This window comes from Pseudomonas sp. GW822-FHT01E03, from assembly GCF_058802985.1.
In genome coordinates this window covers 328,780-348,696 of the sequence record NZ_JBXAOQ010000001.1, presented here as the reverse complement: position 1 = coordinate 348,696, position 19,917 = coordinate 328,780, and the positions used below count along the sequence as shown (strand labels likewise).

At 62.2% G+C, this 19,917-nt stretch carries 19 protein-coding genes; 13 read left to right on the top strand and 6 right to left on the bottom strand.

Annotation, left to right across the window (positions count from 1 at the left end; all coding sequences use genetic code 11):
• Positions 1–75 precede the first annotated feature (75 nt).
• Both nosP and nahK read left to right on the top strand, forming a co-directional pair.
• Positions 76–1,239, top strand: coding sequence for a nitric oxide-sensing protein NosP (gene nosP / locus AC1RP7_RS01500; RefSeq protein ID WP_090454961.1), 1,164 nt, complete (start codon positions 76–78; stop codon positions 1,237–1,239).
• Entirely contained in the window at positions 1,208–3,802 is a 2,595-nt protein-coding gene (gene nahK / locus AC1RP7_RS01495) for a hybrid sensor histidine kinase/response regulator NahK/ErcS' (protein ID WP_057715205.1), read from the top strand. The genes nosP and nahK overlap by 32 nt, the downstream gene beginning before the upstream one ends.
• A gap of 141 nt (positions 3,803–3,943) precedes the next feature.
• Here the strand turns inward: nahK and AC1RP7_RS01490 are convergent, their stop codons facing one another.
• The 6 genes from AC1RP7_RS01490 to AC1RP7_RS01465 form a co-directional block, all read right to left on the bottom strand.
• Positions 3,944–4,609, bottom strand: a complete 666-nt coding sequence (locus AC1RP7_RS01490; RefSeq protein WP_057715204.1) for a response regulator transcription factor — start codon at positions 4,607–4,609, stop codon at positions 3,944–3,946.
• Between the two features lie 57 nt (positions 4,610–4,666).
• The gene (locus AC1RP7_RS01485) at positions 4,667–5,224 is read right to left on the bottom strand and encodes a PQQ-dependent catabolism-associated CXXCW motif protein (protein ID WP_057715203.1); all 558 of its coding nucleotides are present in this window, start codon (positions 5,222–5,224) and stop codon (positions 4,667–4,669) included.
• A 224-nt stretch (positions 5,225–5,448) separates the two neighbouring features.
• On the bottom strand, positions 5,449–6,240 hold the full coding sequence (locus AC1RP7_RS01480; RefSeq protein WP_493180804.1) for an ABC transporter permease: 792 nt from the start codon (positions 6,238–6,240) through the stop codon (positions 5,449–5,451).
• Positions 6,237–6,968 carry an ABC transporter ATP-binding protein gene (locus AC1RP7_RS01475; protein WP_493180805.1) on the bottom strand — a complete coding sequence of 244 codons (732 nt, stop codon included), beginning with the start codon at positions 6,966–6,968 and terminating at the stop codon, positions 6,237–6,239. The genes AC1RP7_RS01480 and AC1RP7_RS01475 overlap by 4 nt, the downstream gene beginning before the upstream one ends.
• A complete protein-coding gene (locus tag AC1RP7_RS01470; RefSeq protein ID WP_493180806.1) occupies positions 6,965–7,924 on the bottom strand; it encodes a YVTN family beta-propeller repeat protein in 960 nt (319 codons plus the stop codon). Before AC1RP7_RS01470 ends, AC1RP7_RS01475 begins: the two co-directional genes overlap by 4 nt.
• Positions 7,925–7,954: 30 nt before the next feature.
• Complete coding sequence (locus tag AC1RP7_RS01465; RefSeq protein ID WP_493180807.1) at positions 7,955–9,139, bottom strand: ABC transporter substrate-binding protein; 1,185 nt, start codon at positions 9,137–9,139, stop codon at positions 7,955–7,957.
• A 210-nt stretch (positions 9,140–9,349) separates the two neighbouring features.
• On the opposite strand from AC1RP7_RS01465, the gene pedF reads away from it, so the two are divergent.
• The 11 genes from pedF to pqqE all read left to right on the top strand — a co-directional run bounded on the left by pedF (position 9,350) and on the right by pqqE (position 19,812).
• On the top strand, positions 9,350–9,811 hold the full coding sequence (pedF, locus tag AC1RP7_RS01460; protein WP_493180808.1) for a cytochrome c-550 PedF: 462 nt from the start codon (positions 9,350–9,352) through the stop codon (positions 9,809–9,811).
• 3 nt (positions 9,812–9,814) lie between these two features.
• A complete protein-coding gene (locus tag AC1RP7_RS01455; protein ID WP_154860158.1) occupies positions 9,815–10,690 on the top strand; it encodes a substrate-binding periplasmic protein in 876 nt (291 codons plus the stop codon).
• A 10-nt stretch (positions 10,691–10,700) separates the two neighbouring features.
• Complete coding sequence (locus AC1RP7_RS01450; protein ID WP_493180809.1) at positions 10,701–11,462, top strand: quinoprotein dehydrogenase-associated SoxYZ-like carrier; 762 nt, start codon at positions 10,701–10,703, stop codon at positions 11,460–11,462.
• A gap of 16 nt (positions 11,463–11,478) precedes the next feature.
• Positions 11,479–12,417, top strand: coding sequence for a quinoprotein relay system zinc metallohydrolase 1 (locus tag AC1RP7_RS01445; protein WP_493180810.1), 939 nt, complete (start codon positions 11,479–11,481; stop codon positions 12,415–12,417).
• A gap of 276 nt (positions 12,418–12,693) precedes the next feature.
• On the top strand, positions 12,694–14,469 hold the full coding sequence (locus tag AC1RP7_RS01440) for a PQQ-dependent methanol/ethanol family dehydrogenase (protein ID WP_218498251.1): 1,776 nt from the start codon (positions 12,694–12,696) through the stop codon (positions 14,467–14,469).
• Positions 14,470–14,708: 239 nt separating this feature from the next.
• Positions 14,709–16,229 (top strand): acetaldehyde dehydrogenase ExaC, encoded by a 1,521-nt coding sequence (gene exaC, locus AC1RP7_RS01435; RefSeq protein ID WP_493180811.1) that lies wholly within the window; start codon positions 14,709–14,711, stop codon positions 16,227–16,229.
• Positions 16,230–16,485: 256 nt separating this feature from the next.
• Complete coding sequence (gene pqqA / locus AC1RP7_RS01430; protein WP_003253598.1) at positions 16,486–16,557, top strand: pyrroloquinoline quinone precursor peptide PqqA; 72 nt, start codon at positions 16,486–16,488, stop codon at positions 16,555–16,557.
• Positions 16,558–16,612: 55 nt separating this feature from the next.
• Positions 16,613–17,527 (top strand): pyrroloquinoline quinone biosynthesis protein PqqB, encoded by a 915-nt coding sequence (gene pqqB / locus AC1RP7_RS01425; protein WP_493180812.1) that lies wholly within the window; start codon positions 16,613–16,615, stop codon positions 17,525–17,527.
• Between the two features lie 143 nt (positions 17,528–17,670).
• On the top strand, positions 17,671–18,423 hold the full coding sequence (gene pqqC, locus AC1RP7_RS01420; protein ID WP_493180813.1) for a pyrroloquinoline-quinone synthase PqqC: 753 nt from the start codon (positions 17,671–17,673) through the stop codon (positions 18,421–18,423).
• Positions 18,420–18,692 (top strand): pyrroloquinoline quinone biosynthesis peptide chaperone PqqD, encoded by a 273-nt coding sequence (gene pqqD, locus AC1RP7_RS01415; RefSeq protein ID WP_154908899.1) that lies wholly within the window; start codon positions 18,420–18,422, stop codon positions 18,690–18,692. The genes pqqC and pqqD overlap by 4 nt, the downstream gene beginning before the upstream one ends.
• Complete coding sequence (pqqE, locus tag AC1RP7_RS01410) at positions 18,670–19,812, top strand: pyrroloquinoline quinone biosynthesis protein PqqE (RefSeq protein ID WP_493180814.1); 1,143 nt, start codon at positions 18,670–18,672, stop codon at positions 19,810–19,812. The genes pqqD and pqqE overlap by 23 nt, the downstream gene beginning before the upstream one ends.
• The last annotated feature ends 105 nt before the right edge of the window (positions 19,813–19,917 follow it).

Sequence of the window (19,917 nt, the reverse complement as noted above, 5' to 3'; positions counted from 1 at the left end):
CCCAAGTAGCATTCGTCGCACCTCACAGACTTCGTACACTCGTGCCTCATACACACGCACCTGCCGGAGGTGACGATGCAGTCGGTCCAGAACGAAGGAATCGTCAGTGCGATGTCCCAGGCCACCGATGCCCGGCAGGTCGCGCAGGAACTGGCACGACAGTTGTTGCACCCGCACCTGGGGTTCGTGCTGTTCTTCTGTTCCGCCGAGTACGACTTGCAGGCGCTGGGCCAGGCCTTGCAGCAAAGCTTCGGCGGCATTCGCCTGGCGGGCTGCACCAGCGCCGGGGAAATCACCCCGCTGGGCTACGGACGCAATTGCGTGACGGCGGTGGGTTTCGATCATCGGCACTTTTCCATCGCGATCGAGCTGATCGACCAGATGGAGCACTTCAGCCTGATCGACGCCCAGCAAATGGTCGAGCGCCTGGTCAGTGGCTGTCGCAGCAACACCCTGGCCCCGATCAAGGGCAACAGCTTTGCCCTGACCTTGCTCGATGGCCTGTCCAGCCGTGAAGAAATGGTCCTGGCGGCCTTGAGCGCGGCATTGGGCGACATTCCGCATTTCGGCGGCTCGGCCGGCGACGATAACTACCTGACCCATACCCATGTGTACTTCGATGGCGAGTTCCACAGCGGCGCGGCCGTGGTGGTGCTGGTCAATACCTGGCTGGATTTCGAAGTGTTCACCACCCACCACGTGCTGCCCCGCGCAGAAAAGCTGGTGGTCACCGGGGCCGACAGCACTTTGCGCCGGGTCTTCGAACTCAATGCCGAGCCGGCCGCCGCCGAGTACGCCCGGCACATCGGCGTGCCAGTGGCGCAACTCGATCACCGGGTCTTCGCCGCGCACCCGTTGGCAGTGCGGATCAATCAGCAGTACTACGTGCGGGCCATCCAGCAGGTGCATCCGGACCTGAGCCTGAGCTTCTACTGCGCCGTGGAAAACGGCATCGTCCTCACCGCCATGACTCCGGGGCCGATGCTGCCGAACCTGCAAAGCCTGTTCGAGGGTTTGCAGGAGCGCCTGGGTGATTTGCTGCTGACCATCGGTTGCGACTGTTTCCTGCGGCGTCTGGAACTCGAAGACGACGGCAGTCTTGATCAGATCGGCACGTTTTTGCGTGAGCAACGGGTGATGGGTTTCAACACCTACGGAGAACAGTTCAATGGCATGCACATCAACCAGACCTTCACCGGCGTTGCCATTGCCCGTGGCCGCGCCCCAGGACATCGCTGAGCTGCAGGCCGAGCTGGCCAGGCTGCGCCTGGAAAACCATAAACTGCAGCGCATCAATGGTGCGCTGATCGAACGGGTCGAGTCCGGGGTGACCCGCGGCAACGATCCGTACGCGGCATTCCAGCATTCGGTGGTGCTGGCCGAGCAGGTGCGCGAACGCACCGATGCCCTGAACCAGGCCATGGCCGAACTCAAGGCCGGTAATCATTTGCTCAGCGAAGCCCGCCTGCGCGCGGAAACGGCGCATCAACACCTGATCGATGCCATTGAAAGCATTTCCGACGCCTTCGTCCTGTTCGACGCCGAGCAGCGCATCGTGCTGTTCAACAGTCGCTTCAAGGCGTTCTGGAGCAACAGTCGGGTGCGGATCAATGCCGGCATGCGCCTGACCGAGGTCAAGCGGCTGATGATGAACAACGGCCTGTTCACCGAAGAGCCACGCGGGCATGCCGACGAAAACCTGCTTTACCGCCTGCAGAACGGGCGCTGGCTGCAAGTCAGCGAGCGGCCGACCCAGGAAGGGGGGCGGGTGATTCTGTTCACCGACATTACCGACGTCAAACTCAGCGAAACCGTACGCCGGGAGCAGGCGGTGGCGCAGAAGTCGCATCTGCTTCAACGGGCGGTCGACAACCTGTCCCAAGGGGTGGCGATGGTCAGCGCCGAGGGCATTCTGGAGTTGTGGAACCGGCGTTTCCTGGAGTTGAGCGGCCTGGCGCCCGTGGCGGCCCATCGCCCGTTTGCCGAAGTAATCGCCGACAGCGAGTTGAACCTGCTGACCCCGGCCAGTCGCGATGGCAACGGACGACCGGTACGCGAATGCGAACAGCGCCTGTACGATGGCCGGGTCCTGGAAATCCGCACCCATGCATTGCCCGCCGGCGGTTTCGTCAACACCTTCACCGACATTACCGAACGCTACCAGCACGCCGAGGCGCTGAGTGAAAGCGAACACTGGATTCGCCTGATCACCGATCACGTACCTGCATTGATTGCCTACCTCAATGCCGATCTGGTCTACGAGTTCACCAACAAGGTCTACGAAGAATGGTACTGCTGGCCCCGCGGCGTGATGCTCGGCCAGAGCCTGCGCGAAGTGCACAGCGAACAGCATTACCAGCGGCTGGAGTCCTACGTGGCCAGGGCGCTGGCGGGCGAGAGCGTGACGTTCGAATTCGCCGAAACCAACGTCAACAACCAGGAGCGCTACATGCTGCGCTCCTATGTGCCCAACCGTCTGGCCAGTGGCGAGGTGGTGGGGATTTTCGTGCTGATCCGCGACATCACCGAACGCCGGCGCACCGCCGAGGCGTTGCATCAGGCTTATCAGAACCTTGAGCTGCGGGTTCGCGAGCGCACGGCGGAATTGACTACCCTCAATGACCAACTGCTGCGCGAGATCGATGAGCGTCGCCTGGTCGAGTCACGCTTGCGCGAGGCCAAGCAGGAAGCCGAGCAGGCCAACCTGTCGAAGACCAAGTTCCTCGCCGCCGTCAGCCATGACCTCCTGCAACCGTTGAATGCCGCTCGGCTGTTTACCAGTGCCTTGCTGGAGCGGCGCGAGCCGATGTCCAGCGAAATTCTGGTGCGCAACGTGAGCAATTCCCTGGAAGACGTGGAGAACCTGCTCGGCACCCTGGTGGATATTTCCAAGCTCGATGCGGGGGTGATCAAGGCCGATATTGCGCCGTTCGCCCTCAGTGAACTGCTGGACAACCTGGCCGCCGAATACACCCAGGTGGCGCGCAGTGAAGGCCTGCAACTGCACTTCATCGGCTGTTCGGCGCTGGTGCGCAGTGACATCCAGCTGCTCGCCCGGATTCTGCGCAACCTGCTGAGCAATGCGATCCGCTATACCTACAGTGGTCGCGTGGTGCTCGGGTGCCGGCGGCATCATCAGTGCCTGACGATCGAAGTCTGGGACAGTGGCATGGGCATTGCCGAGCATCGCCTGGAGGAGATTTTCCAGGAGTTCAAGCGCGGTGATGTGCAGCGACCCGATCAGGATCGCGGCTTGGGCCTGGGTCTGGCGATTGTCGAGAAGATTGCCGGCATCCTCGGGCATCGCATTCATGTGCGCTCATGGCCGGGACGGGGTTCGATGTTTTCGGTCGAAGTACCGTTGAGCGCCACCGCGCCGAAACCGCCACCGACGTTGCAGATGAGCGAGCCGATGCTTGAGCGCCTGCGTGGTGCGCGGATATGGGTGCTGGACAATGACGCGACCATCTGTGCCGGCATGCGCACCTTGCTGGAGGGGTGGGGGTGTCGGGTGGTGACGGCGCTGTCGGAGGAGGACCTGGCGCGGCAAGTGGACAACTACCACGCCGAGGCGGACCTGCTGATTGCCGATTACCACCTGGACAACGATCGCAACGGTGTCGACGCCGTGGCCCGGATCAATGCCCGGCGCGCGTCACCGGTCCCGGCGATGATGATCACGGCCAACTACAGCAATGAACTCAAGCAGCAGATCCGCGAACTGGGCCACACCCTGATGCACAAGCCGGTGCGGCCGATGAAGCTGAAGACGGCGATGAGTCATTTGCTCGGCAGGCCTTGATTTTCTGGGTGTCGGTGCTGGCCTCTTCGCGAGCAAGCCCGCTCCCACATTTGATCTTCATCAAACACAGATTTTGTGTACGACGCAGGTCCAGTGTGGGAGCGGGCTTGCTCGCGAAGGGCGCTCCGCGGTCTCTCTGACTCAACGCCGCAGATAAGACCCGAAATCAATATCCCCGGCACTCAGGATCGCCTGCACCCGGTTGTGCACGTTGAGCTTGCGCAGGATCGCCGAGACATGGGCCTTGACCGTGGTCTCGGCGATTTCCAGGGTGTAGGCGATCTGCTTGTTCGATTCGCCCTTGGTCATGCGTTCCAGCACCTGCAGTTGTTTGCGGGTCAGGGCCTGGAGCAGTTCGGGCGGGAAGCCCGGGGTGTCGTTCATCCGCCGGTGGGTGCTGCTTTTGGCGGTGCGGATGATGTCCGGGGGCAGGTAGACATTGCCATTGAGAATCTGCTGGATGGCATCGGTCATCTGGGTACGGGGTGAAGACTTGGTGATGAAACCCACCGCACCGTAGGTGATGGCTTGCAGCACGATCTGTTTGTCCTGCTCGGCGGAGACAATCACCACCGGAATGGTCGGCGCTTCGTTACGCAGGTTGATCAGGCCATTGAGCCCGTGCATGCCGGGCATGTTCAGGTCGAGCAGGATCAGGTCCAGGTCGTCGTGTTCCTGGGTCAGCGCCAGGGCGCTGTCCAGGTCGGCGGTTTCCATCACTTCGGTGCCGGCAAAACCGTCGCTGATGACGTTGTGAATGGCTTCGCGAAACAGCGGGTGATCGTCGGCAATCAGGATTTTGTACATGGCCTTTCACCTCATTATTTTGATTATGGTGTGGCAACTACACGCACGCGTAAAGCTTCAGGGAAAGGGTTCGGGGCTGGCTGGCGAAACCGGCAGATTGGCCGCTTGCCAGGCGTCCAGGCCATCGCGATACCAATACAGAGTCTTATAGCCCATGGTGGCTGCGCGTTTGACCGCATTCCAGCTCAACCAGCAGTCGGAGCGGCAGTAGAAGACCAGCGGTCGCGTCGGGTCGCCGCCAGTCAGTGATTTCAGGTTCCGGGAAAAGTAATCCTGCCAGGCGGGCGTCAGGTCACCGTCGCCGGTGTTGGCCAGCCAATGGCTGCCGGGCAGGTTTTCATGGGGCTGGTCTTCGATGAACTGCCCTTGCAGCCACTGACGGCGGTAGACGTCGATCAGCACCGGGCGCGGGGTTTGGCCGAGCAGGGTTTGCAGGGCGGGGGTGTCGATGATGGTTGCGCCTTGCAGTTGTTCCGGCGTCGGGCTGCGGTACAGGCCGATGCGATAGCCGTCGGTGGAGAACAGCGCCGTGTCGGCCTGCGCGGTGCTCAGCAGCAGGCCCAGCGACAGGGCGGCGAGAGTAGGGCGCAACAGGCAACGTCGGGCTCGCGGCATGGTTTCAGTCCTTATAGTTATGGACCTATTACATGCCAGTCGGGGGGCGTTGGGAATGCGACGATAGACAGGAAAACCAGTACTAAAGTAGTAATTCCCCCTGTTCAATGAAGATCCCCCTGTGGGAGCGGGCTTGCTCGCGAAAGCGTTGTGTCAGTCGACTTATTTATTGAATTTGCCGCCGCCTTCGCGAGCAAGCCCGCTCCCACAGTTGACCTGTGTAGTCAGTTGGTTTTGCGCAAGGCCGCATGCTGCGGGTTGAAGGTCAGCACGGCGAGCAGCGCGAACAGCAGCGTCAAACCCGCACACACCGCCAGCGCCAGCAGATTGAAGCGTTCATACAGGGCGAAGCGCACCAGTTCCACCGCATGGGTAAAGGGATTCACCGCGCACAGCCAATACAGCCACTGGCTGGCCTCGCGCATCTTCCACAGCGGATACAGCGCCGATGACAGGAAAAACAGCGGGAAGATCACGAAGTTCATCACCCCGGCAAAGTTCTCCAGCTGGCGGATCGCGTTCGACAGCAACAGGCCCAGTGCGCTGAGCATCAACGCCACCAGCAACAGGGCCGGCAACGCCAGCAACAGGCCCATGGCCGGTGGCCGCACGCCGTAGACCCAGGCAATCGCCAGGAACGCATACACCTGCAACAACGAAATCAGCGACGTGGCCACCAGTTTGCTGCACAGCAGAAAGGTTCGGGGCAGGGGGCTGGTCAACAGCACGCGCATGCTGCCCATCTCGCGGTCGTAGACCATCGACAGTGACCCCTGCATGCCATTGAACAGCAGGATCATGCAGGCCAGCCCGGGAATGATGTAGACCTCGTACGGTATGTAGGTGTCGTAGGGCTCGATGATCGCGATCCCCAGTGCCGCGCGAAAGCCGGCGGCGAACACCAGCAGCCACAGCAGCGGCCGCACCAGGGCGCTCAGAAATCGGGTGCGTTGCAGCACAAAGCGCAGCCATTCGCGCAGCACGATGCCGCGCAAGCATTGCCAGTAAGCGTTCATTGGACAACCCCTGATGTCGTAAGGCGAGTGAAGGCCGAGCCGAGATCGCCGCCGTGCTTCAGGCTCAGGGCGTCGGCCTGCCCACTGGCCACCAACCGGCCTTGATGCAGGATCAGCAAGTCATCGCTGGGCTGTACTTCGTCGAGCAGGTGGGTGGTCCAGAGCACGCTGATGTGCTCGTCGCGACACAGGCTGCGGATGTGCCGGTTGAGCGCCAGGCGACTCGCCGGGTCGAGGCCGGCACTGGCTTCATCGAGCAGCAGCAGGCGCGGCTCATGCAGCAGGGCGCGGGCAATTTCCACCCGGCGACGATGGCCGCCATTGAGTTCGCGCACCCGTTCGCGGCGACGGTCGGTCAGGGCCTGACGGGCCAGTTCGGCGTCGATCCGAAGGTCGGTCTGACGCCGGGACAGGCCATGCAATGCCGCGTGATAACGCAGGTTCTGCTCGACGCTGAGGTCCAGGTCCAGGGTGCTTTGCTGGAACACCACGCCCAATTGCCTGAGTGCCGGGCGTGCCGCGCTGCGCAATGAACAGCCACCGACGCGGATCTCGCCTTGCTGCAGATCATAGAGCCGGGTCAACAGGGCAATCAGGGTCGACTTGCCGGCGCCGTTGGGCCCCAGCAGCGCGGCGAAACGCCCGGGTTCCAGGCTGAAACTCACCTTGCGCAAGGCCTCCCGGGAGCCGTAGGCAAAGCCCAGGTCGCTGACTTCAAGGGCGTTCATGGCGTCACCACCACGCCCCAGGGATAGCGCCCGACCTTCACCGATTTGCTGACCTTGAGGCTGTCGACATCGATCACCGAGACATCGCCGCTGACGCCGTTGGTGGCCAGCAGTTGCTTCTGATCCGGGGTGAACGCCATCTGCCAGACCCGTCGACCCACCAGCAGGTAATCGAGAATCTCGTAAGTCTTGGCATCGATCACCGCCACATGATTGGCCGGGCCCAGTGCGACGAAACCGTACTTGCCATCGGCGCTGAGCTTGATGCCGACCGGCTGGACCTTGTCCGGGTGCACGCCCTTGATCTGGAAGTTAAGGGTCTTGAGCACGGTACGGCTGGCCACATCGAGAATGGTCACGGTGCCGCCGATTTCCGCCGAGGCCCAGAGCTTCGCGCCATCGGGGGAGAACTCGACGAAGCGCGGGCGCTGGTCCACCAGGGTGCTGTCGGCCAGGGTCTGGGTGCTGGTGTCGATCCAGTGCAGCATGTTGGTGGTTTCGCTGGTGTTGACCGCCCACTTGCCGTCGGGGCTGACGGCCATACCCTCGGGCTCGACGCCGACGTTGATCTGGCCGAGTACCTTGGAGGTCTCGGTGTCGATCACCGTGACCAGCGCATCGTCTTCGTTGGAGACGTACAACCAGCGATTGTTGGGGTGCAGGGCGAATTGTTCAGGGTCTTTGCCCGAGGGCAGTTCCTTGATGATCTTGCGCGTGGTCACGTCCATCACCTGGACCCGGTCCGAGTCGCTGGCGCAGATGTACAACAACTTGTTGTCATGGGACAGCAGCAGGCCGCGAGGGCGCTGGCCGACGGGCAGGGTGTCGGTGACTTGCAGGGTCTGCATGTCGATCAGGCTCAGGTTGTTGTCCTTTTCGTTGGAGACCCAGGCAGTGCTGGCAACGGCATTGCCAGCGGCGAGCAGCAAGGTGCAAGAGAGCAGGGTGCGGCGCATGGCGGATTCCTTATTGTTGTGATGTTCGGATCAGGGAAAGCGGCAGCTGACCTCGGGCTTGTCGTAACCCAGGCTGTCCATCTCGTTGAACGGGTGCAAAAAGCCGTCCTGGGGTGAGGTGCTGACCAGCGCCCGGGGCTGGACGATGGGAATCGGCTGGCGCAACTGGCCATTCCACGACCGGTAGCTGAGCTTGCGACCCTTGAAACCGTCGAGCGGCAACTGATCGCTGATTTCAAGCGTACGGATCGCCATCGGCTCGGCCTGGCGCAGTTTGCTCACAGCGCTGGCGATACTGCGCACGGCCATCCATGCCGCGAAATCGCGGTCATTCATCCAGCGTCCGGTCAGGGCTTCAAAGCGTTTTTGCAGCTGCGCGGCGCCGTAGGTTTCCACGGTCTTGTGCCAGCCCACCGGGGTCAGGCCCTGGGTGCCGGCGACCGGGCGCGGGTACCAGGTCTGGTAGGGCACGTATTCACCGAAGTCGCCGCGTTCATCGGCCACCAGCACCACGTCGTACTCGGCGGTCTGGGTGAACAGCGGCATGTCAGCCTGGGCGCTGCGGCGTTGGTCGTTATCAAAGCTCCAGGGTTTTTCCGCCACCAGTTGCAAGCCGAAGCGCTTGGCCGCGCGGCGCAGGGCGGCGGCATAGGCTTGATCGTCCGGGGTCGGGCCGACAATCAGCAGCGCCCGCTGCCATTTGCGCAACACCAGAAACTGCGCCAGCGCATCGGCGAGCATCGCCCGGCTCGGCAAGGTGTGCAGCACGTTCGGCAGGCAATCGCTGATGCGTAGGCTGTCGTCGGGGCTGCCGGCGTTGAACAGTAGGCTATCGGGCAGTGCCGCACTCAATTGGCGCAGGCTGGTCGCGGGGGCATTCACCACAAACAGGCGCAGGCCCTGTTCATGCTGCACCTTTGCCGCTTCGAGCAAGGCCTCGGGGCTGTCGACGCTGGCGCTGACCAGGCTGTAGCCGTGGTTGAGAAAACGCCCGGTGCTGTTGCTGTCGGTGATCGCCAGTTCGGCACCGCGCAGCCCGGCATCGGTGGGCTCGGGGATGACGTTCGACAGCAACGGGCCGGCGTCGGGGCGATAACCCAGGTAGCCGATCCGCACCTGCAAGGGCGCATCGGCGGCCTGACTCTGGGTGGCCAGGCCGGCGGCGCAGGCAATCGCCAGCAGGTAGATCAGGGCGTAAGGGATGAGCTGGCGCATAGGGCACTCCTTTACAGGTAGCGCCAGCATAGGAAGCCCGCGAAGCTGAGGAAATATGCAGAAAGTACCGGTGGTGTCCATCCAGCGCCTTACTACCAAGGGACTAGGTAGCGACCACCAAAGCAGCATGGGGGCTGTGCGCAGGGCTTTCTAAGATGGCTGCCATAGCCTCTGCCAAGAGGTTTTGCGTGCAATCCAGAGGGCATAACAATGACAACAAAACGCAACGCCTTGCTCGTGACCGGGCTATTGGCCGGTTTGATCAGTGCAGGTTCCGTCTGGGCCCACGGCAATGTGGTGCCACAGGCTGTCGCCACCCAGGGCTTGACCCCGATCAAGGACGCCGGGGTGCAGCTCGATGCCGATGGCTGGGCCGTGGTGAACCCGTATCGCACCGCCCCGGAACACGACAAGGCAGTGGAAATCGGCGCCTCGGCCTATACCCAGAACTGCGCGGCCTGTCATGGCCTGGAAGCCAAGTCCGGCGGTATCGCCCCCGACTTGCGCATGCTCGATGTCGGCGAGGCGGGCGATGAATGGTTCGCCGAACGGGTGCGCCATGGCGCGGTGCGCGACGGTCGGGTGTACATGCCGAAGATGGCCGACTACCTGAGCCAGGAAGCCCTGTGGGCGGTGCGTACCTATCTGGACACTGTGCGCGTCGAGGAGTGACCCATGCGCCTGCTCGCGGTGTTGATCAGCGCTCTGTGGCTGTGCTGCCAGGCGGCGCAGGCGCAGGTTCGCAACTACGACGAAATGATCGCCGCCGGGGAGCTGAAGGTGGCGGTCTACAAGGACTTCGCCCCCTACAGTTTCGAAAGCGCCGGAAAGCCCCAGGGAGTCGATGTTGAACTCGCCGAGGCCTTGGCCAAGGCACTCGGTGTGCGCCTGTCGTTGATCTGGGCACCGGCCGGGGAAAAACTCGATGACGACCTGCGCGACTACATCTGGCGTGCCAGTGCCTTGCACAACCAGCAACTGGCCGACCTGATGATGCGCGTGCCCTACGACCGTGACTACGCGCAGAAGCGCAACGAGTTCGGCGAACTGGTCAACGGCCAAGTGGTGATGTTCGGTCCGTACCAGAACGAGCAATGGCAGGTGGCCTATGACCGCCGAAGGCTGGATAAGGTCGCCAGCGTCGCGGTGTTCGAGCATCACCCGATTGGTGTCGAAGTCGACAGCGTGCCCTCGTTCTACCTGACCTCGGTGTTCAACGGCATGCTCGCTGGCAAGACCCATCACTATTCGGGCGTACCCCAGGCGTTTGCCGCGATGAAGGCCGGTGAGGTCGACGCGGTGATGGCCATGCGCGGCGAAATCGACTGGCAAGTGCACGAAGCGGCCGACCCGCAGGTGGCGCTGGCAGAAAATGCCTACCCGAACATGGGCAAGCAGCTCTGGGAAATCGGCATGGCGGTGCACGAAAGCAACCGTCAACTGGCCTATGCCGTGGAAGAGGCGTTGGAAGCGCTGATCCGCGACGGTTCGGTGAAGACCATCTACGGCCATTACGGCCTGCGTTACGACGTGCCCGAGATGTATCAATAAGGAGCAGGCGATGAAATGGCGAGGGAGTTGTCTGTTGGCCTGCTGGTTGAGCCTGGCGGCACAGGCTGGCGCTATCGACCCCGGCAAGGATCCGGTGCCATCGGTGATGTGGGCCTTCTATCATCAGCAGTTTCTGGGCAATGCGCCGTTCGTGTTCGATGAGCGGGTCAAGCTGCTGTCGCCGCCGTTTGCCGAAGATGCCCGGCAGGTGCCGCTGGAAATCGATGCCCGGGCGTTCAATGGCGAGGTGGTGAAAATCCTCGCCTGGGCAGAGCTGAATCCGTTGCCGAAAATCGTCGACTTCCAGCCGCTGAATTCGGTTTTGCCGTGGCTGTCTTTGCGCATTCGCATCGAACAGGCGACGCCCTTGCGCGCGGCGGTGTTGACCCGCGACGGCGTGTGGCATGTCGGCTCGACCCTGATTGACGCCGCGGGTGGCGGTTGCACCGCGCCGAGCGTGGTGCGGACTCAACCGGGCTGGGAGGAGCGCATCGGCGAAGTGCTCGGCGGCCGTTATCCCCGGGACGGGTTCAGCCGTTTGCGTATGCAGGTGGCCCATCCCATGGACAACGGCATGGTCAGCGGCATTCCGGAATTCTTCATCAACCATGCCGAACTGCGCGACCGCAACGAGCAAGTGCTGGCCCGGCTGGAGCTGTTCCCCGCGGTCAGCGAAAACCCCAACCTGGCCTTCGACATCGAAGGGGCAGGGCAAACGCGCCTGCTGCTACGGGACAACAGCGGCAATGAGTTCGATGCGTCGATCCCCTGACCCTAAGGAGCGTGGCATGCGCTGGATCCTGTTGATGGTGTTAAGCGTCAGTCTGCCGGCCCTGGCCGATCTCGAGTACTCGCTCAAGCCCCGGCGGATCGCCCAGGACACCTGGTTACTGGAAGGCAGCACCGATAATTTCGCCAAGGCCAACGGCGGCAACATCGTCAACACCGCGTTTATCGTCACTGAACGCGGTGTGGTGGTGATCGACACCGGGCCGTCCAGGCGTTACGGCGAAGCGATGCGCAAGGCCATTGCCGCCACCACCGACAAGCCGGTGATCGAGGTCTTGCTGACCCATCACCACCCGGACCATGTGCTGGGTAATCAAGCCTTCACCGACGTGCCAATCGGCGCCTTGGCCGGCACCAGCGAGCTGTTGCACCAGCAAGGCGATGCCATGGCGGAGAATATGTACCGGATGGTCGGCGACTGGATGCGTGGCACCGAAGTGGTGCTGCCCACCCAGGCGCTGACACCCGGCGTGAAAAGTTTTGGGAATCACGATCTGCGCTTGCTGAGCCTGGGTGGGCATACGGGCGCGGATCTGGCTATTCTCGACCAGCAAACCGGTGTGCTGTTTGCCGGGGACCTGGTGTTTTATCAGCGGGCGCTGACAACGCCCAACAGTCCCGGGCTGTCGGTGTGGCTGGCGGATATCGCGACCCTGCAAGGCTTGCCCTGGACACAGGTCGTACCGGGCCATGGGCCGGTGTCGAGCGATCCACAACCCTTCGAGCAGATGCGCGATTACCTGACCTGGCTCGATCAGCTCATGCGCGATGGCGCGGCCAATGGCAGTGATATGGCGGAGATGATCCGCAGCCCCATCCCCGAACGCTTCGCCGGGATCAACCTGAGCCGTTATGAACTGATCCGCAGCGTCAGTCATCTGTACCCGCGTTACGAGCGAGGGCAGATGAGCCGGGTGGATTCTGCCGCGCAAAAGTGAGCAAACACAGCCCCCCTGTGGGAGCGAGCTTGCTCGCGATGAGGTCCTGACAGTCAACATTGATGTCGGCTGATACGACGCCATCGCGAGCAAGCTCGCTCCCACAGGGGATCTATGTCTGGCACAAAGTTCGCTGCTCATCTCCTCCGACCCTGTACCAAGGAACTAGCAATCTCCTCATTGCGGGCAATTGTTGCCAGGGCAGCGGCGCCCAAGAATCTGCACCAGACCGGGAAAATTTTCCGGACATAACAAAAATCCGCAGAGGAAGCCGTCATGACCCAACCCGCACGTCGCCAGTCCTTCGTCTTGAGCCTGCTGCTCAGTGCCATGCTGTTGTCCGGCCAGGCATTGGCCGGGGTTTCCGACCAGGACATTCTCCAGGACCCGAAGAACCCGGAACAGGTCGTGACCAACGGCCTCGGCGTTCAAGGGCAGCGCTACAGCCCGCTGGATATTCTCAATGTCGACAACGTCAAGGAGTTGCGCCCGGCGTGGGCGTTTTCCTTCGGCGGAGAAAAACAGCGTGGCCAGCAAGCGCAGCCGATGGTCAAGGACGGCGTGATGTATATGACCGGTTCCTACTCCCGGGTATTTGCCGTGGATGCGCGCACCGGCAAGAAACTCTGGCAATACGATGCGCGCCTGCCCGATGACATCCGCCCTTGCTGCGACGTGATCAACCGTGGTGTCGCGCTGTATGGCGACCTGGTGATTTTCGGCACCCTCGACGCCAAGCTCGTAGCGCTGAACAAGGACACCGGCAAGGTGGTGTGGAGCAAGAAAGTCGCCGACCACAAGGAAGGCTACTCGATCAGCGCCGCGCCGCTGGTGATCAACGGCAAGCTGATTACCGGCGTGGCCGGTGGCGAGTTTGGCGTGGTGGGCAAGATCGAGGCCTACGACCCGAAAAACGGTGATCTGCTGTGGACCCGGCCAACGGTCGAAGGCCATATGGGCTACGTCTACAAGGACGGCAAAGCGGTGGAAAACGGCATCTCCGGCGGCGAGGCGGGCAAGACCTGGCCGGGCGATCTGTGGAAAACCGGTGGCGCCGCCCCTTGGCTTGGCGGTTACTACGACCCCGAAACCAACCTGCTGTTGTTCGGTACCGGCAACCCGGCGCCGTGGAACTCGCACCTGCGCCCTGGCGACAACCTCTACTCCTCATCGCGCCTGGCGCTCAACCCGGACGACGGCACCATCAAGTGGCACTTCCAGAGCACTCCCCACGATGGTTGGGACTACGACGGCGTGAATGAGCTGGTGTCCTTCAACTACAGCGAAGGGGGCAAGGAGATCAAGGCGGCGGCCACTGCCGACCGTAACGGTTTCTTCTACGTGCTGGACCGCACCAACGGCAAATTCATCCGTGGCTTCCCGTTCGTGGACAAGATCACCTGGGCTACCGGCCTGGATAAAACCGGCCGGCCGATCTACAACGAAGCCAGCCGTCCCGGTGCCCCGGGTTCCGAAGCCAAGGGCAGTTCGGTCTTCGTGGCGCCGGCGTTCCTCGGCGCGAAAAACTGGATGCCGATGGCCTACAACAAAGACACCGGGCTGTTCTATGTGCCGTCCAACGAATGGGGCATGGACATCTGGAACGAAGGCATCGCCTACAAGAAAGGCGCGGCGTTCCTCGGCGCCGGCTTCACCATCAAGCCGTTGAACGAAGACTACATCGGCGTGCTGCGGGCCATCGATCCGAAAACCGGCAAGGAAGTCTGGCGCCACAAGAACTACGCGCCGCTGTGGGGCGGGGTGCTGACCACCAAGGGCAACCTGGTGTTCACCGGCACGCCTGAAGGCTTCCTGCAGGCCTTCAACGCCAAGACCGGCGAAAAGGTCTGGGAATTCCAGACCGGCTCTGGCGTGCTCGGTTCGCCCGTGACCTGGGAAATGGACGGCGAACAGTACGTCTCGGTGCTCTCCGGCTGGGGCGGCGCGGTACCGCTGTGGGGCGGCGAAGTGGCCAAGCGGGTGAAGGACTTCAACCAGGGCGGCATGCTCTGGACCTTCAAGCTGCCCAAGGACCTCGTCGCCAAGCATTAAACCTGTAGGAGCGAGCCTGCTCGCGATGGTCGTCAACGATAACGCTGGAAGCCTGATACCCCGCGGCGTTCTCGGGTTCATCGCGAGCAAGCTCGCTCCCACAGTGTTTTGTGTGAAACCTACGACCAAATAACGAGAGCCCCTCCTGCCAACGATGCATTCGTCTGGCGCGCGGGGCTCTCTAGTATCGGCGTATCGCCTGTCAGTACGACAGGCATCGACCCAGACAGAGGCCCACCATGATCTACAAACAACCCGGAACCCCAGGCGCCGTCATTACCTTCAAGCCGCGCTACGGCAACTTTATCGGTGGCGAGTTCGTTGCCCCGATCAATGGCGAGTACTTCACCAACACCTCGCCGGTCAACGGTGAAGTGATCGCCGAATTCCCGCGCTCCAGCGCCGCCGACATCGACAAGGCCCTGGACGCCGCCCATGCCGCTGCCGACGCCTGGGGCAAGACCTCGGCCCAGGACCGCTCCCTGGTGCTGTTGAAAATCGCCGACCGCATCGAGCAGAACCTTGAGGTCCTGGCCGTCACCGAAACCTGGGACAACGGCAAGGCCGTGCGCGAAACCCTGAACGCCGACGTGCCGCTGGCGGCCGACCACTTCCGCTACTTCGCTGGCTGCATCCGCGCCCAGGAAGGCGGGGCTGCCGAGATCAATGAGCTGACCACGGCCTATCACTTCCATGAGCCCCTGGGCGTGGTCGGGCAGATCATTCCGTGGAACTTCCCGCTGCTGATGGCCGCCTGGAAACTCGCCCCGGCCCTGGCCGCCGGCAACTGCATCGTGCTCAAGCCTGCCGAACAAACGCCGCTGTCGATCATGGTCTTCGCCGAGCTGATCGCCGACCTGCTGCCGGCGGGCGTGTTGAACATCGTCCAGGGCTTCGGGCGCGAAGCCGGCGAGGCCCTGGCCACCAGCAAGCGCATCGCCAAGATCGCCTTCACCGGCTCGACCCCGGTGGGCGCGCACATCATGCATTGCGCCGCCGAGAACATCATCCCGAGCACCGTCGAACTGGGCGGCAAGTCGCCGAACATTTTCTTCGAAGACATCATGAACGCTGAACCTGCGTTCATCGAAAAAGCGGCGGAAGGCCTGGTGCTGGCGTTCTTCAACCAGGGCGAAGTCTGCACCTGCCCGTCTCGGGCACTGGTCCAGGAGTCGATCTACGAGCCGTTCATGGCCGAGGTGATGAAGAAGATCGTCAGGATCAAGCGCGGCAATCCGCTGGACACCGAGACCATGGTCGGCGCCCAGGCTTCCGAGCAGCAATACGACAAGATCCTCTCGTACCTGACCATTGCCCAAGAGGAGGGCGCCGAGCTGCTCACCGGTGGCGCGGCCGAACGTCTGGAAGGTGACCTGTCCAGCGGCTATTACATCCAGCCGACCCTGCTCAAGGGGCACAACAAGATGCGCGTGTTCCAGGAAGAAATCTTCGGCCCGGTGGTGGGCGTCACCACCTTCAAGGACGAAGCCGAAGCGCTGGCGATTGCCAACGACAGCGAGTTCGGCCTCGGCGCCGGCCTGTGGACCCGCGACATCAACCGCGCCTACCGCATGGGCCGGGCGATCAAGGCCGGGCGCGTATGGACCAACTGCTACCACCTGTACCCGGCTCACGCGGCGTTCGGTGGCTACAAGAAGTCCGGCGTCGGTCGCGAAAACCACAAGATGATGCTCGACCACTATCAGCAGACCAAAAACCTGCTGGTGAGCTACGACATCAATCCGCTGGGGTTCTTCTAACTTCGCAAGAACACTGAAAAACCTGTGGGAGCGAGCTTGCTCGCGATGAGGCCGGCACATTCAACATCTCGGTTGACTGTTGCTCCGTCATCGCGAGCAAGCTCGCTCCCACATGGGTTTTGTGTTGCCAATGACTGCGCAACACCCCCTACCAAATCACCCCCAAAACTCCTTCGAAAGTAGCATTCGGGCACTCGGCGCCCCGTGCATTAATGGCTCTACCGGAATCACCCGGGCACAAGAAGAGGAATGACCCATGTGGACTAAACCCGCGTTTACCGATCTGCGCATTGGCTTCGAAGTGACGATGTATTTCGCCAACCGTTGATTGATCACCCGGCCAGCCGATGCGTTGGCCGGGCCTGCCTTCTGGAGCATCCGCCATGCACATCCGCGTTCTCGGTTCCGCCGCTGGCGGTGGTTTCCCGCAGTGGAACTGCAACTGCCGCCAGTGCGCCGGTGTGCGCAATGGCAGCTTGCGGGCCCAGCGCCGTACACAGTCGTCGATTGCCCTGAGTGACAACGGTGTGGAGTGGGTGCTGTGCAATGCGTCACCGGACATTCGCGCGCAACTTGAGAGTTTTGCGCCGCTGCAACCGGCGCGCCGATTGCGTGACACTGCCATCGCTGGCGTCGTACTGCTCGACAGCCAGATCGATCATTGCACCGGTTTGCTTAGCCTGCGCGAAGGCTGTCCGCATGACGTTTGGTGCACCGCGCGTGTGCACCAGGACCTGAGCAGCGGTTTCCCGCTGTTCACCATGCTTGAACACTGGAACGGCGGATTGCAATGGCAACCGGTCGGCCTCGATCGCCAGCCGTTCGGCATCCCGGCCTGCGAGCATTTGCAATTTCGCGCGATTCCCCTGGTGAGCAACGCGCCGCCGTATTCACCCAATCGCGGCAACCCGCAACCGGGCGACACCATTGGCCTGTTCATAGAACACCTGCGCAGCGGTGCCTCGCTGTTCTATGCGCCTGGCCTTGGTCGAATCGACGATGAAGTGCTGGGCTGGATGCAGCGTGCCGATTGCCTGCTGCTGGACGGCACCCTGTGGCGCGACGACGAGATGCGTATCTGCGAAGTCGGCCAGAGCCTGGGCAGCGAAATGGGGCACCTCCCACAAAGCGGCCCCGGCGGGATGCTTGAAGTGCTGGAGGGTTTCAACCGCCAGCGCAAGGTGCTGATCCATATCAACAACACCAATCCCATTCTCGATGAAGACTCGGCCGAGCGGGCTTTGCTGGAGCGGCGGGGGATCGAAGTGGCTTATGACGGCATGAGTATTGAGCTGTAACCAAAGGCGCTATCGCGAGCAAGCTCGCTCCCACAATGGATTTCTGCAGTACATGAAATTTGTGTTCCCACCGAACACCTGTGGGAGCGAGCTTGCTCGCGATAGGGCCAGCGCAGGCACCGCAAAAATTCCCGGAGAACAAAATGACTGACACCCCCATGTCCCCCACAGAATTCGAAGCCGCCCTGCGCGCCAAGGGCGCCTACTACCATATCCACCATCCCTTCCACCAAGCGATGTACGCCGGACGCGCCAGCCGCGAGCAGATCCAGGGCTGGGTCGCCAATCGCTTCTATTACCAGGTCAACATCCCCCTGAAAGACGCTGCCATCCTGGCCAACTGCCCGGACCGCGATGTGCGCCGGGAGTGGCTGCAACGGATTCTCGACCACGACGGCGTCCCCGGCAGCGAGGGCGGAATCGAAGCCTGGCTGCGCCTGGGCGAAGCCGTGGGCCTGGATCGCGAGCAGATCCTCTCCCAGGAACTGGTGCTGCCCGGGGTGCGGTTTGCGGTGGACGCCTACGTCAATTTCGCCCGTCGCGCCTGCTGGCAGGAAGCGGCCAGCAGTTCGCTGACCGAACTCTTTGCCCCACAGATCCATCAGTCGCGACTCGACGCCTGGCCGACCCATTACCCGTGGATCGACGTCACCGGCTACGACTATTTCCGCACGCGCCTGAGCCAGGCGCGGCGCGATGTCGAGCATGGCTTGCGCATTACCCTGGCGCACTACGTGACGGCCGAGGGGCAACAACGCATGTTGGAGATCCTGCAATTCAAGCTCGACGTGCTATGGAGCATGCTCGATGCCATGAGCATGGCCTACGAACTTGCACGCCCGCCTTATCACACGGTCACCGGCGACAACGTCTGGCATCGGGGGATCGCCCTGTGAGCCTGATCAATCGCCAGCAGTCACCGGCCTTGCGTCGTGGTTTTCGTCTGCAATGGGAGCCCCGTCAGGATTGCCACGTGCTGCTGTACCCCGAAGGCATGATCAAGCTCAACAGCAGCGCCGGGCAGATTCTTGACCTGGTGGATGGTCAGCGCAGCGTGGCGACGATCATTGATCGATTGAGCGCGAATTTCCCTGGCGTACCCGGGATCGACGAAGACGTGTTGGCGTTTCTGGAGGTGGCCCATGCGCAATTCTGGATCGAGTGAGGCGCTGCCCGGACCGCCGTTGTGGCTGCTCGCCGAGCTGACTTACCGCTGTCCGTTGCAATGCCCGTATTGCTCCAATCCGTTGGACTTTGCCCGGCACGGTGAGGAACTGGGCACGGAAGAATGGATCCGCGTATTCCGCGAAGCGCGGGACATGGGCGCCGCGCAATTGGGCTTTTCCGGTGGCGAGCCGCTGGTACGTCAGGACCTCGCCGAGTTGATCAAGGCCGCCCGGGACATGGGCTACTACACCAATTTGATCACTTCGGGCATCGGCCTGACCGAGCAGAAGGTGCGCGACTTCAAGGTGGCCGGGCTGGACCATATCCAGATCAGCTTCCAGGCCGCCGACGAAGCGGTGAATAACATGCTCGCCGGCTCGCGCAAGGCCTTTGCCCAGAAACTCGCCATGGCCCGTGCGGTGAAAGCCCAGGGCTATCCGATGGTGCTGAACTTCGTCACCCATCGGCACAACATCGACCGGATCGCGCAGATCATCGAGTTGTGCCTGGAGCTGGAAGCGGATTTCGTCGAATTGGCCACGTGCCAGTTCTATGGCTGGGCTGAACTCAACCGCGTCGGCCTGTTGCCCACCCGCGAGCAATTGCAACGTGCCGAGCGCATCACCAACGAGTACCGCGAACGGCTTGAAGCACAGGGCCACCCGTGCAAGCTGATCTTCGTCACCCCGGACTACTACGAGGAGCGCCCCAAGACCTGCATGAACGGCTGGGCCAACCTGTTTCTCGACATCACCCCCGACGGCACGGCCTTGCCTTGCCACAGCGCCCGGCAGTTGCCGGTAGCGTTTCCCAACGTGCGCGAGCACAGCCTCTCGCACATCTGGAACGACTCGTTCGGCTTCAATCGTTTTCGCGGCGATGACTGGATGAAGGAGCCGTGCCGCTCCTGCGATGAAAAGCACAAGGACCTGGGCGGGTGCCGCTGCCAGGCTTTCATGCTGACTGGCGATGCCAGCAATGCCGACCCGGTGTGCAGCAAGTCGCCGCACCACGGCGTGATCGTCAAGGCCCGCGAGGAAGCCGAGGCGCCAGGGTTGGGGATCGAACACTTGACGCTGCGCAATGCGAAGACTTCACAGCTGATCTATCGCGGTTAGTCTGGCGACATAAATCCCCTGTGGGAGCGAGCTTGCTCGCGATGAGGTCGGCACAATCAACATTGATGTCGACTGTGATGCAGCTATCGCGAGCAAGCTCGCTCC

Bases quoted from the DNA above. Each gene is read 5' to 3' on its own strand.
- AC1RP7_RS01450 (WP_493180809.1), top strand. From the start codon at position 10,701: ATGAAATGGCGAGGGAGTTGTCTGTTGGCCTGCTGGTTGAGCCTGGCG.
- AC1RP7_RS01480 (WP_493180804.1), bottom strand. From the start codon at position 6,240: ATGAACGCTTACTGGCAATGCTTGCGCGGCATCGTGCTGCGCGAATGG.
- pedF (WP_493180808.1), top strand. From the start codon at position 9,350: ATGACAACAAAACGCAACGCCTTGCTCGTGACCGGGCTATTGGCCGGT.
- AC1RP7_RS01490 (WP_057715204.1), bottom strand. From the start codon at position 4,609: ATGTACAAAATCCTGATTGCCGACGATCACCCGCTGTTTCGCGAAGCC.
- AC1RP7_RS01475 (WP_493180805.1), bottom strand. From the start codon at position 6,968: ATGAACGCCCTTGAAGTCAGCGACCTGGGCTTTGCCTACGGCTCCCGG.
- pqqB (WP_493180812.1), top strand. From the start codon at position 16,613: ATGCACATCCGCGTTCTCGGTTCCGCCGCTGGCGGTGGTTTCCCGCAG.
- AC1RP7_RS01440 (WP_218498251.1), top strand. From the start codon at position 12,694: ATGACCCAACCCGCACGTCGCCAGTCCTTCGTCTTGAGCCTGCTGCTC.
- AC1RP7_RS01470 (WP_493180806.1), bottom strand. From the start codon at position 7,924: ATGCGCCGCACCCTGCTCTCTTGCACCTTGCTGCTCGCCGCTGGCAAT.
- exaC (WP_493180811.1), top strand. From the start codon at position 14,709: ATGATCTACAAACAACCCGGAACCCCAGGCGCCGTCATTACCTTCAAG.
- AC1RP7_RS01455 (WP_154860158.1), top strand. From the start codon at position 9,815: ATGCGCCTGCTCGCGGTGTTGATCAGCGCTCTGTGGCTGTGCTGCCAG.
- pqqE (WP_493180814.1), top strand. From the start codon at position 18,670: ATGCGCAATTCTGGATCGAGTGAGGCGCTGCCCGGACCGCCGTTGTGG.
- AC1RP7_RS01465 (WP_493180807.1), bottom strand. From the start codon at position 9,139: ATGCGCCAGCTCATCCCTTACGCCCTGATCTACCTGCTGGCGATTGCC.
- nosP (WP_090454961.1), top strand. From the start codon at position 76: ATGCAGTCGGTCCAGAACGAAGGAATCGTCAGTGCGATGTCCCAGGCC.
- AC1RP7_RS01485 (WP_057715203.1), bottom strand. From the start codon at position 5,224: ATGCCGCGAGCCCGACGTTGCCTGTTGCGCCCTACTCTCGCCGCCCTG.
- pqqC (WP_493180813.1), top strand. From the start codon at position 17,671: ATGACTGACACCCCCATGTCCCCCACAGAATTCGAAGCCGCCCTGCGC.
- AC1RP7_RS01445 (WP_493180810.1), top strand. From the start codon at position 11,479: ATGCGCTGGATCCTGTTGATGGTGTTAAGCGTCAGTCTGCCGGCCCTG.